General features: G+C 37.6%; 16 protein-coding genes. 15 read left to right on the forward strand and 1 reads right to left on the reverse strand.

Features of this window, described 5'->3' with window-relative positions:
- Positions 1 to 47 precede the first annotated feature (47 nt).
- From BAU17_RS12920 to BAU17_RS12960, 9 genes are all read left to right on the forward strand, one after another.
- Positions 48 to 521 (forward strand): helix-turn-helix domain-containing protein, encoded by a 474-nt coding sequence (locus BAU17_RS12920; protein WP_161903242.1) that lies wholly within the window; start codon positions 48 to 50, stop codon positions 519 to 521.
- A gap of 29 nt (positions 522 to 550) precedes the next feature.
- Positions 551 to 805, forward strand: coding sequence for a hypothetical protein (locus BAU17_RS12925; protein ID WP_161903243.1), 255 nt, complete (start codon positions 551 to 553; stop codon positions 803 to 805).
- Between the two features lie 143 nt (positions 806 to 948).
- Positions 949 to 1,542, forward strand: coding sequence for a CDP-archaeol synthase (locus BAU17_RS12930; protein ID WP_231474976.1), 594 nt, complete (start codon positions 949 to 951; stop codon positions 1,540 to 1,542).
- A 19-nt stretch (positions 1,543 to 1,561) separates the two neighbouring features.
- Positions 1,562 to 4,027, forward strand: coding sequence for a PEP/pyruvate-binding domain-containing protein (locus tag BAU17_RS12935; RefSeq protein ID WP_231474977.1), 2,466 nt, complete (start codon positions 1,562 to 1,564; stop codon positions 4,025 to 4,027).
- Positions 4,028 to 4,040: 13 nt separating this feature from the next.
- The gene (locus BAU17_RS12940) at positions 4,041 to 4,640 is read left to right on the forward strand and encodes a CDP-alcohol phosphatidyltransferase family protein (protein WP_161903245.1); all 600 of its coding nucleotides are present in this window, start codon (positions 4,041 to 4,043) and stop codon (positions 4,638 to 4,640) included.
- Position 4,641: 1 nt separating this feature from the next.
- Complete coding sequence (locus BAU17_RS12945; protein WP_161903246.1) at positions 4,642 to 5,499, forward strand: phosphatidylserine decarboxylase; 858 nt, start codon at positions 4,642 to 4,644, stop codon at positions 5,497 to 5,499.
- The gene (locus BAU17_RS12950; RefSeq protein ID WP_161903247.1) at positions 5,492 to 6,394 is read left to right on the forward strand and encodes a UbiA prenyltransferase family protein; all 903 of its coding nucleotides are present in this window, start codon (positions 5,492 to 5,494) and stop codon (positions 6,392 to 6,394) included. The genes BAU17_RS12945 and BAU17_RS12950 overlap by 8 nt, the downstream gene beginning before the upstream one ends.
- Complete coding sequence (locus BAU17_RS12955) at positions 6,394 to 8,904, forward strand: phosphoenolpyruvate synthase (RefSeq protein ID WP_161903248.1); 2,511 nt, start codon at positions 6,394 to 6,396, stop codon at positions 8,902 to 8,904. The genes BAU17_RS12950 and BAU17_RS12955 overlap by 1 nt, the downstream gene beginning before the upstream one ends.
- Positions 8,861 to 9,937: a hypothetical protein gene (locus BAU17_RS12960; RefSeq protein ID WP_161903249.1), complete on the forward strand. Its 1,077-nt coding sequence runs from the start codon at positions 8,861 to 8,863 to the stop codon at positions 9,935 to 9,937. Before BAU17_RS12955 ends, BAU17_RS12960 begins: the two co-directional genes overlap by 44 nt.
- 38 nt (positions 9,938 to 9,975) lie before the next feature.
- Here the strand turns inward: BAU17_RS12960 and lexA are convergent, their stop codons facing one another.
- Positions 9,976 to 10,602 carry a transcriptional repressor LexA gene (gene lexA / locus BAU17_RS12965; protein ID WP_161903250.1) on the reverse strand — a complete coding sequence of 209 codons (627 nt, stop codon included), beginning with the start codon at positions 10,600 to 10,602 and terminating at the stop codon, positions 9,976 to 9,978.
- A 179-nt stretch (positions 10,603 to 10,781) separates the two neighbouring features.
- Here lexA and BAU17_RS12970 point away from each other — a divergent pair, with 179 nt between their 5' ends.
- The 6 genes from BAU17_RS12970 (at position 10,782) to BAU17_RS12995 (ending at position 16,389) form a co-directional block, all read left to right on the forward strand.
- Positions 10,782 to 11,024 (forward strand): DUF896 family protein, encoded by a 243-nt coding sequence (locus tag BAU17_RS12970; RefSeq protein ID WP_161903251.1) that lies wholly within the window; start codon positions 10,782 to 10,784, stop codon positions 11,022 to 11,024.
- A 100-nt stretch (positions 11,025 to 11,124) separates the two neighbouring features.
- Positions 11,125 to 13,119: a transketolase gene (gene tkt / locus BAU17_RS12975; protein ID WP_161903252.1), complete on the forward strand. Its 1,995-nt coding sequence runs from the start codon at positions 11,125 to 11,127 to the stop codon at positions 13,117 to 13,119.
- Between the two features lie 299 nt (positions 13,120 to 13,418).
- Positions 13,419 to 14,282 carry a glucosaminidase domain-containing protein gene (locus BAU17_RS12980; protein ID WP_161903253.1) on the forward strand — a complete coding sequence of 288 codons (864 nt, stop codon included), beginning with the start codon at positions 13,419 to 13,421 and terminating at the stop codon, positions 14,280 to 14,282.
- Positions 14,283 to 14,511: 229 nt separating this feature from the next.
- Positions 14,512 to 15,441 (forward strand): cysteine synthase A, encoded by a 930-nt coding sequence (gene cysK, locus BAU17_RS12985; RefSeq protein WP_161903254.1) that lies wholly within the window; start codon positions 14,512 to 14,514, stop codon positions 15,439 to 15,441.
- A gap of 135 nt (positions 15,442 to 15,576) precedes the next feature.
- The gene (locus BAU17_RS12990; protein ID WP_161903255.1) at positions 15,577 to 16,005 is read left to right on the forward strand and encodes a Fur family transcriptional regulator; all 429 of its coding nucleotides are present in this window, start codon (positions 15,577 to 15,579) and stop codon (positions 16,003 to 16,005) included.
- A complete protein-coding gene (locus BAU17_RS12995) occupies positions 16,006 to 16,389 on the forward strand; it encodes a RidA family protein (protein WP_161903256.1) in 384 nt (127 codons plus the stop codon).
- Positions 16,390 to 16,488 lie beyond the last annotated feature (99 nt).

Consider the following 16,488-nt stretch of genomic DNA (forward strand, 5'->3'; position numbering starts at 1 on the left):
CTCTAACTTAATGGGATTTGCTATACTTTTTTTGGAGGAGTTCGTGTATGAAAATTGGAAAAATTATTAAAGAAGAACGATTAAAGCGAGAACTAACGCAAGAAGAATTTGCACAAGAATTTTTTGTTACCCGTCAGTTGGTATCTAAATGGGAAAATAGTAAAAGTTATCCTGATCTTGATCAAGTTGTGCAAATGAGTGAATGGTTTGGTTTATCATTAGATTATCTATTAAAAGAAGACACCAAGATGGTTGATGAATTGAACTTTGATGGGAAGTTAAAAAAACGGATGACATATGCACTTTGGGGAATCATTGGGGTGATTATTTCCATAATCTTTGCAGTGTTCATTGTTTGGTGGTTTATGGAGCCGCCTATCTTACAGGCAAAAGATATTGATATCACACAAGTCGAAAAAATTTATCTACCTGAAAAACAAATCCAGAAACTGGAGAGACTTGGACGGTACCACCCGATGTCGAATATAAAGTTTATTTTAAAACCACTAAACCATTTGTAAATTTATTCCAGCGGACAGGTACAGTTAATATGGAAGATGAGGATGGCATTCAGATTATTCTAGCTAACGGCGATCGGAAACTATTTGGTGGTAAAAAAGAATCGATGATTTATCTAAATTCAAGAAGAGAGGATTTTTATCGTCCATCGGTTAATCAAGGAAAAGATCTTTATTTATTCAGTTTGAAAAAAGGAAACGTTGAAGATATTGAAAGTTGGTCGGATAAAATTTTCGATTGGGAGGAATTAGCGAAACTTCCTACATCAAAAGAAAGTAGCAAATAATTAAATTATGTAAACTAAAAAAAGAGACGTTAATCGATAGACGTTTCTTTTTTTGTGTTGGTTCATTAAAATAATCACATTGTTTTGCAATTGAATTAAAATAGTTTACCATAAATGAATAGATAGCAATATGGAGGATTACGATGGCTAGGTTTCTTTTAACTTTATATATAACTTTAATGGCAGTTATTTTCGCGGGTGTAGCCAATATGGTGTTTTGTAAATTACCAATTGCTAGGCGATTTACGATTCCGATGGATGGGGGAAAAACATTATCGGATGGGAAACGATTATTTGGTGAAAACAAGACGTGGAAAGGATTTATTGGGATGATGATTTTAGGGAGTCTTTCGCAAATCATCTGGGGTCTGTGCTTAACAATCGTTCCTTCTTTGGAACAATACAATTTATTTTATGCTGCTTATAAAAACGTCTGGCAAACAAATTCTTGGATTGGTTTATTATTAGGGTTTGCATATGTTCTATTTGAATTACCAAATAGTTTTATGAAGCGTCGCTTAGATATACGACCAGGGAAAACCGCAGAGAATCGTTGGAAATGGCTCTTTGTTTTTATTGACCAAGCGGATTCTTTACTAGGTTGTGCGCTTGTAGTGGCGCTGTTAGTACCGATAACTTGGCAACAATTTTTGGGAATTATTCTTGTCGGTTCAGGGACACATATTATAGTCAATCAAGTGCTCTTTCGTTTCCATTTACGTAAAAATCCATTTTAAATGAAAAGAGGGGATGACAGTGTATTTATTAACAATTGATAAAAGTTCTACTGCACCACAGTACGGTGGTAAAATTAACGGTTTAATTGAATTAACTAAAATTGGAATAAATGTACCAAAAGCAGCATTTATTTCTGAAGATGTATTAGCTACTATGTGGCGACCGCTCGTCCCTGAACTAGAAAATCAGGATTTTGTGACAGCGAATGAAGTAACTGAACGCTTGCAATCATGGCAATTTCCAGCTGAATTAGTGGCTGAAATCAATCAGTTTATGCAACCAAATCAAACGTATATCGTCCGAAGTAGTGGCAAAATGGAAGATCACGAGTTAGCATCTTTTGCTGGTCAGTATGAATCTGTTTCCGATTGCCATACAGTCGAGGATATCTTAATAGCAATGAAAAAATGTATTGCTTCATTGTTCCAAGAAAAGGCTCTGCATTATTGGCAGGTCCAACAATTGCCGATAGAAGATATGACGATGTCTGTAATTATTCAAGAACAAGTTACAGCAACAGTCAGTGGCGTTGCTTTTTCGATTAATCCCACAGAAGGTCAGGACCAGCAATTTTCCATTGAAGTTGTTGAAGGTGCAGGTGAGCAATTAGTCAGTGGACAGGTTTCACCAGAACAAATTCAACTCGATTGGTTTGGTTCATCTACAAGTAGTAACTATCTAACTGCGAGACAGTTAGTCGATTTGCAGAAACAATTGCTACATATAACTACTTTTTATGGCTATCCAATTGATGTAGAATTTTGTTTTGAAGCAAATCAATTATTTTTCTTACAAGTTCGTCCTATCACGACAGTCAGTCGAAAAATCAAACGGGGAAATTGGACGAATGCAAATTTCCGAGATGGTGGAGTAGCAGCTCAGCCATGTCCAGCATTGATGTGGAGCTTATACCGAATGACTTGGCAAACAGCATTAGAACGCTTTTTAATTCAACACAAATTATATCCTTCAAAACAAGTCCCAGCGTTGGCAACATATCACTTTGCCCGACCTTATTGGAATATTGGTGTGGTGAAAGAAGCGATGGCTCAAATCCCTCGTTATGTGGAACGAGAATTTGATGATGAATTAGGTATTTATAAAAACTATCAAGGGGATGGGTACAAAAGTCGTTTCACCTTTAAAACCATCAACCATTTGTTACGAGTAGCAATTCCAATTCAGCAAAGTACGAAGCAACAGCGAAACCAGGCTTCTCAAAAACATCAAGAGTTGCTTTCAATGTATCACTCATACAATCAAAAACTAGCTGCATTGGCAAACGGCTCTCTTTCAGAAAACGAGCAACTATGGGAAGAACTGGTGGAGAAAGCTTACTTACAAAGTGAGACGACCTATTTCTGGCAAGTATTTATCAATACTATCCAGTTATCTATGAAGAAAACCCAATTATTGAAAAAAATCCCACTTTCGACATTCTTTCAATTGATTGCTCGTTTAGGTGAGGTATCACATGTTCGACCGTTAAAGAGTCTTTTGGAAATCGTGGATATTATTCAAAAAAATTATGTACCAGACTGGCAAGAAAATGACATTTTAAAAATAGCGAATTTATTGAAAGTGAATCCTGAGCGAGAAGATGCCAAAAAAATCCAAGAATTCCAGGAGAATTTTGGTTATCATTCGACTCGAGAATTAAATTTACTTGTTCCAAGTTACAGTGAAGACCAGTGTCTAGTGATTGAACAGGTCAAAGACTATCTGATGCAGCCTGAAAAAGCGGCAACAGCAAAAGCGTCTTTTCAAGAAGCACTTTCAGAAGAAGAAATAGAGCAGTTAATTGCACCACATGTGAAAACATACCAACAGAAAAAAATCAAAAAAGATATTCAACTATTGCGTGAATTATTATGGTGGCGCGAAGAATTTAAAGATATTTCGACTCGTTTTTATCATTTGATTCGTCAAGCCACCCGACAATTAGGGGAAAAATATCAAGAACAAGGCATCTTGCAGCATGCAGAGCAGTTGTTTTATCTTGAGAAAGAGCAAACTCAAGCCTTTATGCATCATCGTATAAGTGCTGCCGAACTCCAACAACTAGCGCAAGATAATTTTGCATACTGCCAAGCCTATCGTGCATTTAATCCACCGGGAGATTTACTCGCTCAAGTGGAAGCCGATGATACATTCGTGCAAGGGAAAGCAACCAGATTGTCTGGTATTGGTGCCAATGATGGGATTGTCTCTGGTAAGGTTCGTGTATTACTGGATCCAAAAGATGTCGATCAACTGCAAGCCGATGAAATTTTGGTCACACGATTTACAGATACTGGTTGGAGTCATGCATTTGGCACGATTCAAGGGTTAATTACAGAAACCGGTGGTGTGTTATGCCATGCATCGATTGTTGCTCGAGAGTTTGGCATTCCAGTCGTTGTTTGTGCTGAGGGGGCTACCAAGCAATTGAAAACGGGAATGGAGATTACGATCAATGGCACAACGGGAGAAATTATGATTTGAAAGGGTGAAGAAGATGTTGATTGGTGAATATGGCAAATTTGTTTATTTAACTTATTTTGGCTCAGCCATGGCCTTGCTAGGTATCTATTTTATTTTACAAGGGCAGCTTGTTTGGGGGATGAGCCTCTTTATTATTAGTGGCTTATGCGACTTATTCGATGGGATGGTTGCCCGCTCGTTTAAGCGGACAAAAGCGCAAGAGCAATTTGGGATTGAAATTGATTCGCTATGCGACATGATTAATTTTGCAGCATTCCCTGCTGTGATTTGTATGACACAAGGAAAAATTACATGGTTAGCTATTGTATTAGCAATTATGTATGTATTAGCAGCAGTCACTCGTTTAGCCTATTTTAATCGGGAGACCAAAGAAGAACGTCAAGGGTATTTTAGAGGCGTCCCTGTCACTTATGCCGCCTTGATTTTTCCAGTAGGTTATTTACTTAGTGAATGGCTAGTTGCGGGGAGTTTTGGCATTGTCGTATTATTATTGACGCCGTGTTTAGCGTTCTTCTTTGTTTGGGATATTAAAATTCCCAAGCCAAATAAAAAGATGTATATTTTCTTTCTCTTATTGGCAATTGTGACACTTGTTGCGTTATGGAGCCTGTAAGATGACAAAAATTTATCAGCGACAAACGAAAAAAATTAGTGAGTCTATTGAATATCAAGAAGGATGGTTGCGGAAGTTATACCAAACCAAGTGGGGGAAAAAACTATTACCACTAGTAACAGCAAATATTTTTTCAACTGTTTGGACGTGGAAAGATTATACGCCGTTTTCTCAAAAAAAGATAACAGAATTTCTAGAAACGTATCAGCTTGATTTGACGCAGTACGAAAAGGAGTCTTATCGAACGTTTGCGGAGTTTTTCATTCGAAAGAAGAAAAAATATGTTGTGGCTTCTGCTAAAAAGGTATTAGCAGTTGCTGAAGGAAAATTATTAATTCTTCCTATTCAAAAAAATAGCGAATTTTCTATTAAAAACCAGCATTACCGATTAGCAGAATTAGTCGAAGATGCTCAACTAGCACAGCAATTTGAAGGTGGTACATTATGCATCTATCGCTTAGCCGTTGAGGATTACCATCGTTATTTGAATTGTGAGACGGGGATTATTCTAAAAGAACGGACGATTCGTGGGCGACTACACACTATTCGCGAAATTGCACAACAGCAAGTGAAAGTTTTTAAAGAAAATAAGCGTTCGTACTGTGTGATTGAGAGTGAGGTTGGTCCCGTCTTACAAATGGAGATTGGTGCTTTATTGGTCGGGAAAATTCATAATTTTGTAGCCGACGCTTGCATTCGAGGAGAGGAAAAAGGCTATTTTCAGTTAGGTGGGTCGACCATTTTAGTTGCTTATCCTAAAGGAGCTATTTGTATTGACGCAGATATTCAAACATATTCTCAGCAAGGGATTGAAACGCAAGTACGAATTGGTGAAGGGATTGGAGTAAAAAATGATTAAACGATTAGCCATTTATTTTAAAGAGATGTATCCATTGATTCCACGTTTCTTTTTAGCAATTATTTACTTTTTTGAAATCTATTTTGTTTTATTATTGAATGTTGGAGAGAATTCATTTTCAATCGGTCCGCAAGAATGGGTTGGTGTTTGGACAATCTTTACGTTCTTGATGGCGTTACGAATAGCCGATGATTTTAAAGACTACGAACATGACTTACGCTTATTTCCAGAACGAGCATTACCTTCCGGAAGAGTAACAAAAAGAGATTTAGCGATTGCGTTGGCAACGATGGTAACAATTACAGTATTACTTAATTTTTGGTGGATGAATAATATTGGTTGGTTTTTATTCTTATTTGCTTACGGAACATTGATGTCTTTGTGGTTCTTTAGCAAAGCGAAGATTCAGAAATCACTGCCTTTGGCTTTAGTCACACATAATCCTGTGATGATGGTAATGAATATTTATATTATTACCTTTGTCTGTTACAAATACCATTTACCATTAATTTCATTACCTACCGTATTGTTAGCATTTACGATGTATTTCCCAAGTCTCATTTGGGAAATTAGTCGTAAAATTCGGGCACCGAAAGATGAAACGGAATATGTCACTTATTCACGTTTATTCACGTATCAAAAAGCAACTCGTTTTGTCCAAACACTTACATTGGTGGATATTGTCACTAATTTTATTTTATTATGGGCGATTTCGAAAATTGGTGTGCTCGTGCTTTTGGTGAATGTTATCTGGATAAACGTTCAATTTCAGCGTTTTATTGCAGACCCAAATCAGTTTAGCATTAAAACGAAAGTGGAGCGCTATACCTACATTACTGAAACAACGATGGTCCTGTCAGTAATCGCTCATTTGATTAGTCAGGGGTTGAATTAGTGAAAAAAATTAGTCAAATCACACCACATTCTGTAGGAACCAAAGCATATAATCTGCATTTAATACAAAAAGACGGCTTACGCGTGCCGACTTTTTCGGTTTTTTCCTTTGATTTATTCCAATCTGAAGAAGTGCAGGATTTTTTTACAAAGCAACAAGAACAGTATGATAACGGCGAATATTCCTTGGATGAATTTAGTCAGGTATTGCAGGAAATGGTGATAGATTTTTTCTCTAGGGAAGACTTCCAAGTAATTGATACTTTTCAATCAGAGCAGATTGGTAAGGAGTTTTCCGTGCGTTCATCAGCGAATGTTGAGGATGCTGCAGCAGCCTCTTTTGCTGGTCAATTTACAACCAAATTATTCGTACCAGTCAGTGATTTGGTTGCTGCGATACAAGCATCCTTACTTTCGTTATACCAACCATCTGCGTTGAGTTATTATTTTGATCATCAATTAACTGTTGGGGAAGTGCAATTATATGTCATTGTCCAAGAGATGATTCAAGGAGAACTGTCAGGTGTGTATTTTACTGCGAATCCGCAAGGGCTTTTAAATGAACATTTAATCGTTGTAGGAGAAGGTGTCGGGAGCGGCATTGTCGAAGATCGTGTAGCTACAACGATGGTGACGATCCACCCCGAAGAACAATTGTCTTATTTTGAGACGACTGACCAATCACCGATTATCACAAACGAACAACAACATTTATTAACTCAAATGGCTACGCAAATTATGACGTTATTTGGTCCTTATATGGATATTGAATTTACATTTAGGGAAAATGAATTGTATGTGTTGCAAGCACGGCCGATTACTAAAATGTCGCCTGAGCCAAGTGTTATTCTAGATAATAGTAATATTGTTGAAAGCTACCCAGTTACTACAACGCCTTTGACATTTAGTTTTATTCAAGAGGCTTATAGCAGTATTTTTCGTGGCTTAGCCAAGCGATTATTGAAAAATGACGAAAAAACACTTGCTGCTTTTGAACCAACGTTCCAACAAATGATTGCGCAATCCAATAGTCGAGTTTACTATCAAATCAATAATTGGTATAAGTTATTGCAATTGTTGCCTTTTTCTAAAAAGGTTATTCCGATTTGGCAAGAGATGCTAGGAGTACAGACGCCTCAAATTACTGATTCTGTGCAAATTAGCAAGTTCACGCATCTTAAAATCATGGGCCGTATGATGAAAAGTTTTGTCCAAGCTCCTTCTGAAATGCAACAGTTAGAACGAGAATTTGACCAGATATTTGCTTACTTCAACCAAAACTATCATGCAAATGCATCCTTTGATGAATTATATGAGCTGTTTGAGCAAATTAAAGACCAAATTTTAGCTAAATGGGATGTCACGCTGGTCAATGATTTATATGCGTTTATTTACACGGGGATTTTGAAAAAAGTTCATTCGACAGAAGCCGTGCAAGCAGAAATTGCTGGCATCGAACAAATTGAGAGTATGAAACCAGTCATTGAATTAAATAAAATCATAGCATCCATCCAAAAAATTGAAAATCAAGACTATCGTAGTCTAATTCAACAATTAAAATCTACAGATGTCCAAGAATTTTTAGTGACAAATGAGCATTCGTTGACCAAATCGATTCAGCAATTTATTTTACTTTTCGGTGACCGCGCACCAGAAGAGTTGAAATTAGAGACGCCGACATTTCGCAGTCAACCACAACGCCTCATTCAATTAATTCAGCAACAACTGACACTACCTATCGGTACAACCGTTGTTGAAAAACCGACAACAACGCATCGAACAAATTTCGTGCTTCGTTGGATGCGTAAACGTGCATTATTGGGGATTAAATACCGTGAAAGCTCTCGGCTCAATCGGACAAGGATTTACGGTATGATGCGTTTAATCTTTGTGACAATGGGAGAGCGATTAGTGGAACAAAAGTGTTTGCAACAGTTGGATGATGTCTTTTATTTGACCATGTCTGAATTGTTTACTTTATCTAAAACACAGCAAGCAATGCAAGCAGAAATTAATCAACGAAAACAGAAGCATCTTGTTGATCGTCAACTACCTGCGTTTAGTCGATTTGTATTTACGAACCAGCCATTTGAAAAATATCCACAAAATATAAATCAGGAATCGGTTGGCAATATGACGGCTCAATTACAAGGAATTGGTTGCTCGCAAGGTATAGTTCGGGGGCAAATCATCGTGGTAGAGGATGTACAGCAGATGGATGTCCAACAAACTTACGGAAAAATTATCGTCACGAAAATGACTGATCCAGGATGGGTTTATTTATTAACACAAGCCAAAGGAATTATTGCTGAGAAAGGCTCTCTACTGTCACACACAGCGATTATCTCACGCGAACTAGGTATTCCGGCAGTTGTCAATGTTCAACAGGCGACACGCCAATTTAAAACCAATGATTGGGTAGAAATTGATGGACAGACAGGGCGTATTCGCCGATTGAAGGGGGAAAATGACAAAAGCGAACTTGACGATTACTCCAGTAAAACCAAATGAGCAAACAGAGCATGATTTTTTGCATTTTCCTGGCTGTTTGTATACTAAAGACATGTGCACACAAGACAAAGAAGAAGAACATCAGCAAATTAATCAAACGCATTCGCTAAGTTCAACATATTCTTTTCAAGGATTCAATGGATATCGAGATGGAAAAATAGTCATACGAGGCGCATTGATTAAGCCGCATCATTTAGATGAATGTTATTTAGGTTATTTTGAAGCAATCGATGATGAGGCTGTTATGCTTGCGTTCATGAAAGAATTACAAAAACAGGCAAAAAAAATGGGCGCAGTGCGTTTGATTGGTCCTGTGCAAGGGAGTTTTTGGTTAGGTTATCGGATGAAAGTGACTGGTTTTGATTCGTTATTTACCAGTGAACCTCATAACCTAGCATACTATCCTAGATTATGGCAAGTAGCAGGATTTAGAGAAATCGAGCATTATGCTTCAAATTTTTATCAAGCCATTTCACCGCAGTATCATTCGAAGAAAATGACCAAAAGATACCAACAATTCATGGAGAAGGGCTATCAATTCTATTCTCCAAAAAGGAAAGATTGGTCACGCGTTTCAATTGAAGTATTTCATTTGCTAAGACAGTTGTATCGGGATTTTCCTTTATATCAAGAAATTACAGAAACACAGTTTGCAACTATTTTTGGAAAACTAAAGCATGTTATCGATTTTTCAATGGTGCAGTTAGCTTATAAAGAGAATGAATTGGTCGGGTTCTTAATCACTTTACCAGATTACGGGAATCTCGTTTACCAAAAGCTGACACCGCTCACGCTAGCAAAAATCCTTTATACGCGTTGGCGAGCCAAACGCTATATTCTATTATATTTAGGAGCTAAGCCAGAACATTTGGGATTAGGGTTAGCTATCTCTTATCCGATTTTCAAACAAGCTAAAAAGCGTCATGCAGAACTGATCGGCGCATTAATTCATCAAGGAACGATTACCAAACAATATGTTCCAGAAATGCAAGAAAAGACCCATGAATATAGTTTGTGGGAATTGGTGTTATAAAGCAAAAAAGCTTTCCAGTTTTCTGGAAAGCTTTTTGTTTAATAAAAATGACGATATAAGCCAACAACTAAGCCTAAAATTTTAACATTCGGTAAAATAATTGGTTCCATAAAATCATTTTCTGGTTGTAGACGAATATAATTATTTTCTTTGTAAAATCTCTTACAAGTCGCTTCGTCATCATCCGTCATAGCAATGACAATGTCACCGTTACGAGCGATATCCTGTTTACGGATAATTACTTGGTCGCCATCAAGAATTCCGGCATTAATCATACTTTCGCCACGGATTGTTAGCATAAACAATTGTCCACTATCATTTATTAAATTAGGTGGGATAGGGAAGAAGTCTGAAGCGTCTTCTACGGCTAAGATAGGCTCACCGGCGGTAACCACACCTAATAAAGGGATACTTTTATCTTGAGGACTTTCGCCGATTGTTTCTAATCCTAATGGTGTTAGTTCAATTGCTCTTGGTTTCGTTGGATCACGTAGAATTAGCCCTTTTTTTTCTAAACGGGATAAATGTCCATGAACAGTTGAGGTAGAAGAAAGTTGAACGGCTTCGCCTATCTCACGAACTGTAGGTGGATAACCTTTTGAATTCACACGTTCATGGATGAATTTCAATACTTCGAGTTGTCGATTTTCTGTACGTTTTACCAAAACGAACACCTTCTTTCATTTAAGTAGTTAATTTCATATTAATAATTTGGAATATTTGCTATTTTTTCTAAATTTAGTGTAACATAATCAAAATAGAAATTCAAACAGATGTTCGCTTTTTTCTTTTGATTGTAATTTTTAGCTCTTTTGTATAATATGGAAGGGAAAGGGGTAGAGAAATGCTATCAAAAGAAAAGATTGAACGAATTAACGAATTAGCTAAAAAGAAAAAAACAGAAGGTTTGACAGATAAAGAACAAAAAGAGCAGCATCAATTAAGACAGGAATATTTACAAGCCTTTCGTGGAGGAATGAAACACCACATTGAAGGAATGAAAGTCGTTGATCCTGAAGGAAATGATGTCACACCAGAAAAATTAAAGCAAATCCAAAAAGCAAAAGGTTTGCATCATAGAAAATAAATAAAAGATACCTTTGCGAAAACTATTGAAAATTGCGAGGGTATCTTTTATAATAGAGAAGTAATATAGGTAAAAAAAACCTAAATAGGAGGCGTTACTATTGTTCGACAAAATTGACCAACTAGGTGTAGATACGCTACGCACCTTGAGTATTGATGCAGTACAAAAAGCCAATTCAGGCCATCCAGGACTACCAATGGGGGCTGCGCCAATGGCGTATGCTTTATGGACCAAACATTTGAAAGTGAATCCAACGACTTCTCGCAATTGGGTCGATCGTGACCGCTTTGTTTTATCAGCGGGCCATGGTTCAGCCTTATTGTATAGCTTATTGCATGTTGCAGGCTATGATGTGAGCATCGATGATTTAAAAAACTTCCGTCAATGGGAGAGCCGTACACCAGGACATCCTGAAGTCAACCATACCGATGGGGTCGAAGCAACAACTGGTCCTTTAGGGCAAGGGATTGCGATGGCGGTAGGAATGGCAATGGCGGAAGCTCATCTAGCTGCAACATATAATCGTGACCAATTCAACGTGGTTGATCATTATACCTATGCGCTTTGTGGTGATGGCGATTTAATGGAAGGTGTTTCTCAAGAAGCTGTCTCTATGGCTGGTCATATGAAATTAGATAAATTAATTGTCTTGTATGATTCTAATGATATTTCATTAGACGGACCAACATCAAAAGCCTTTACTGAAAATGTCGGACAACGTTTTGAAGCATATGGCTGGCAACATCTTTTAGTTGAAGAAGGGACAAGCTTAGAAGCCATCTCTCAAGCAATTGAAGAAGCGAAAGCTGAAACAAATAAACCAACTTTAATTGAAATCAAAACAGTGATTGGTTTTGGTGCACCAAACGCCGGTACATCTGCAGTACATGGCGCGCCATTAGGTGTGGAAGGCATTCAAGCAGCGAAAAAAGCCTATGGTTGGGATTATCCTGAATTTACTGTGCCTGAAGAAGTAGCGACACGCTTCAAAGAAACAATCGTTGAAGAAGGGATTAAAGCTGAAAATGCTTGGAATGAGTTATTTGCTGCGTATGAACAAGCTTATCCGGAATTAGCCGCACAATTCAAACAAGCGTTTGCTGATGAATTGCCAGAAAACTGGGATGCAGAATTGCCAACGTATGAAGTGGGCTCAAGCCAAGCCAGTCGTGTCTCAAGCAAAGAAATGATTCAAGCATTATCAAAAGCTGTGCCTAGTCTATGGGGCGGTTCAGCAGATTTATCTGCCTCAAATAATACAATGGTCGCAGCTGAAAAAGATTTTGAACCGGGGCAATACGAAGGACGTAATATTTGGTTTGGTGTCCGTGAATTTGCGATGGCAGCTGCAATGAATGGGATTCAATTGCATGGCGGTACACGTGTATATGGTGGTACGTTCTTTGTCTTTGTCGATTACCTACGTCCAGCTGTTCGTTTATCAGCGATTCAAGGTGTGCCAGTGACATATGTCTTAACGCATGATTCTGTGGCTGTTGGTGAAGATGGACCAACCCATGAACCAGTTGAACAATTAGCTAGCCTACGCAGTATGCCAAATGTGCAAGTGATTCGTCCGGCAGATGGCAATGAAACACGTGCCGCATGGAAATTAGCGATGACGACTAAAGACAAACCAACGGTATTAGTCTTAAGTCGCCAAAACTTACCAACAATTGCCGGCACGAAAGAACACGCCGATGAAAATGTAGCCAAAGGTGGCTACGTGATTTCTGCACAAAAAGGCGAGAAACCAGAAGGGATTTTACTTGCGACTGGTTCAGAAGTGAACTTAGCGATTGAAGCCCAAGCCAAATTAGCTGAAGAAGGTATCGATGTATCGGTGGTTTCTTTACCAAGTTTTGATTTGTTTGACGCACAACCAGAAGAATATAAGAAAACTGTGCTTATACCTGGCGTGAAAAAACGCGTAGCGATTGAAGCCGGTTCTTCCTTCGGTTGGGCACAATACGTGAAATGTCATGGCAAAACAATTACAATCGATCGTTTTGGCGCATCTGCTCCGGGAGATAAAGTCTTAGCAGAATATGGCTTTAACGTTGAGAATGTTGTGAATACATTTAAATCTATTTAAAAAAGGAGAGCATGGTGCTCTCTTTTTTTTTTATTAAATTTAGAGTTTCGCAAATCTTTTTATCCTGACAAGACATTGAAAGTACATAGCTACAATTAGAGATATACAATGATTTTCCATAAAAAACTATAAAAAAACTTTTATCCTGAATGCTTTGATTGGCAAGGGATTAAGCGTTTCTGTGAATAAATTTTGAACAAAATGTTTGTTTTGTTTGTTTTTTTGTCATACAATATTATTTGTATAAGAAAAACGGTTATTTTTATAAGGAGTTTTTTTAAAGTTTCTAGGAGGGTATTATGACATATAAAACACGCAGTGAGCGACATCAAAAAATTCAAAAAAAGAGTCCGCTCGATAAAAAGACTGTATTACCGATGTTAGGTACAGCATTAATGGTAGCACCGGCAACACTAGTTCTTGCACCTCAGCAGGTTCAAGCTGATGAATACCAAGCGCCTGAGAACAATGCGTATAATTTAATTGACCAAATTGGTTGGACAGCACAAGAAGTTGCAGCAAGCAATGATTTGTATGCTTCTGTAATGATTGCCCAAGCACTACTAGAAAGTGGGAATGGTTCTTCTTTATTAGCGACTAGTCCTTATTATAATTTATTTGGTGTGAAGGCTTATGGAGGAGAACCTTCAGTTTGGTTACCAACGCAAGAGTATTTGAACGGACAATGGGTAACAATGAATGAGCCGTTTAGAGCATATGGTTCTTATTGGGAATCATTGCAAGATCACGCAGCTGTGTTAAAAAGTATGAGCTACTCAACAGGTGTTGCGCATTATAAAGGCGCATGGAAAAGTCAAACAACAAGCTATGCAGATGCAACAGCTTATTTAACAGGTCGTTACGCAACTGATCCTGCATACAACCAAAAACTAAATTGGTTAATTGCTAACTACGACTTAACTCGCTTCGACACACCAGGACAAGCAACAGACTATTCTTACACAGAGATGAGTACTGCATCAGCATCAGCAACAACTGAAACAGCATCTGCTAGTACAAACTCTGGCGGTTCTTATGTAGTAGTGGCTGGAGATACATTATGGGATATTGCAAATGCAAATGGTATTTCCGTTGACCAATTAATGGCCAATAATGGATTAACAAGTGAATTAATTGTCGTTGGTCAACAACTGATTATTTAAATAGGTGAATCATAAAAACAATCATAGATTGCATAATTCTATTTAGAGAGTAGAATTATGCAGTTTTTTTGTGTTTAACTAACGATTTTATTCGAAATAATGTGATACAAAATAACTATCAAAAGTGGAAAAACCAAGAAAATTCTTGTTTTGATTGTAAGCGGTATTTGCGCAATGGATTTGAATTCGTTAAAATGGAAATAAGAAGATTATGAAGGAGGCAATAAGTATGAGTAATATCTATCAATCAGTCACAGAACTTGTCGGAAATACTCCAATTGTTAAACTAAATAAAATTGTTCCTGAAGGAGCTGCAGAAGTTTATGTAAAATTGGAAGCTTTCAATCCTGGAAGCAGTGTAAAAGATCGGATTGCTTTAAGTATGATTGAACAAGCAGAACGAGACGGTTTGTTAAAACCTGGTGACACAATTATTGAGCCAACATCTGGCAATACTGGGATTGGATTAGCTATGATTGGCGCGGCAAAAGGTTATCGTGTAGTTTTAGTGATGCCTGAAACAATGAGTATTGAACGTCGCAAATTAATGCAAGCTTATGGTGCGGAGCTCGTTTTAACTCCTGGTACAGATGCAATCTCAGGTTCTATCACTAAAGCAAAAGAATTGGCAGAAGAGCATAACTATTTTATGCCACTGCAATTTGATAATCCAGCTAATCCGTCAATTCATGAGAAAACAACTGGAAAAGAAATCGAAGCAAATTTTGGCGTACAAGGTTTAGATGCCTTTGTTTCTGCAATTGGTACAGGAGGAACGATTACTGGTGTCGGACAAGAACTAAAGCGTGTTTATCCAGACATTAAGATTTATGGTGTTGAACCTGCTGAATCGGCGATTTTAAGTGGGAACCCTCCAGGACCACATAAAATCCAAGGAATTGGTACTGGGTTTGTGCCAAAAGTGCTAGATGTGAAGGTATATGATGATGTCTTAGCGGTCTCAAGCGATGATGCGATAGCCACGGCACGTGAAGTTGCTGTGAAAGAAGGCATTTTAGTGGGAATTTCTTCAGGAGCAGCGATTAATGCTGCGCTCCGCGTGGCACAAGCACTAGGTGAAGGAAAAAAAGTTCTAACTATTTCTGCTGATAATGGCGAACGTTATCTCTCAACAGTACTATATGATTTTGCTGAATAACAGCTTACTATTTAAGACTAGTTTACGAAATTTTCGTAAACTAGTCTTTTCATTGTGGTGTATTTAAAATAAAAAACTAGAAAAAAGGAAGAAGTCATAGTATGATTAATTAGATAAAAGAATGGAGGGAATCCTGTGACGACTTTTGATGATGCTTTACACCACTTAAAAGAAGAAAATATTCGCATCACACCACAACGGGTTGCCATTTTAGAATTTTTAGCTAGTGCAACGAGCCATCCAACAGCAGAAGATATTTACCGTGCGATTGAGGTCAAATTTCCTGGGATGAGTGTTGCAACAGTTTACAATAATTTACGCTTATTTACAGAGATTGGCTTTGTAAAAGAAATGAGTTATGGTGATGCTTCGAGTCGCTTTGATTTTCATACAGATCCACATTATCATGCGATTTGTCGTAAATGTGGAAAAGTGGCTGATTTTCATTATCCTGGATTGGAAGATGTCGAAATGGCAGCACAACAACTAACAGGCTATACCATCAGTTCTCATCGTTTGGAAGTCTATGGTTTATGTCCTGATTGTCAAAAGGAGGAAGTATAGATGCAAATTATTCAAACAAATAAGGCCCCGAAAGCAATTGGTCCTTATGTACAAGCAAGAATAGCCAATGGTTTTTTATTTGCCTCAGGTCAAGTGCCATTAGATCCCGAAACTGGAGAAGTGGTTGGCGTAACAATTGAGGAGCAGACAGCACAAGTAATCAAGAATATTTCAGCTATTTTAGTAGAAGCAAATATTACTGCAGATCATATTGTAAAAACGACTTGTTTCTTAAAAAATATGGATGATTTTGTAGCTTTCAATGGCGTGTATAGTACATTATTCAATGAAGGTTTGCCTGCTCGCTCTGCAGTCGAAGTAGCACGTTTACCTAAAGATGTATTAATTGAAATTGAAATTATTGCTTCGATGTCTCCAGAATAACTAGAAAAAACTGTTAATAGGCACTATGAACATGACAAAACAATCCGAACTATATAGAATGAGAGGCGACAATTTGAATGAATTGTCGATATACGCTTA

Source organism: Candidatus Enterococcus willemsii (assembly GCF_009933335.1).
Classification (GTDB): Bacteria; Bacillota; Bacilli; order Lactobacillales; family Enterococcaceae; genus Enterococcus_F; species Enterococcus_F willemsii.

Coding starts and splice junctions, on each gene's coding strand:
- BAU17_RS12970 (WP_161903251.1), top strand. CDS start 10,782: ATGCTATCAAAAGAAAAGATTGAACGAATTAACGAATTAGCTAAAAAG.
- BAU17_RS12940 (WP_161903245.1), top strand. CDS start 4,041: ATGTTGATTGGTGAATATGGCAAATTTGTTTATTTAACTTATTTTGGC.
- BAU17_RS12960 (WP_161903249.1), top strand. CDS start 8,861: ATGACAAAAGCGAACTTGACGATTACTCCAGTAAAACCAAATGAGCAA.
- BAU17_RS12925 (WP_161903243.1), top strand. CDS start 551: ATGGAAGATGAGGATGGCATTCAGATTATTCTAGCTAACGGCGATCGG.
- cysK (WP_161903254.1), top strand. CDS start 14,512: ATGAGTAATATCTATCAATCAGTCACAGAACTTGTCGGAAATACTCCA.
- BAU17_RS12920 (WP_161903242.1), top strand. CDS start 48: ATGAAAATTGGAAAAATTATTAAAGAAGAACGATTAAAGCGAGAACTA.
- BAU17_RS12950 (WP_161903247.1), top strand. CDS start 5,492: ATGATTAAACGATTAGCCATTTATTTTAAAGAGATGTATCCATTGATT.
- BAU17_RS12945 (WP_161903246.1), top strand. CDS start 4,642: ATGACAAAAATTTATCAGCGACAAACGAAAAAAATTAGTGAGTCTATT.
- BAU17_RS12995 (WP_161903256.1), top strand. CDS start 16,006: ATGCAAATTATTCAAACAAATAAGGCCCCGAAAGCAATTGGTCCTTAT.
- BAU17_RS12980 (WP_161903253.1), top strand. CDS start 13,419: ATGACATATAAAACACGCAGTGAGCGACATCAAAAAATTCAAAAAAAG.
- BAU17_RS12930 (WP_231474976.1), top strand. CDS start 949: ATGGCTAGGTTTCTTTTAACTTTATATATAACTTTAATGGCAGTTATT.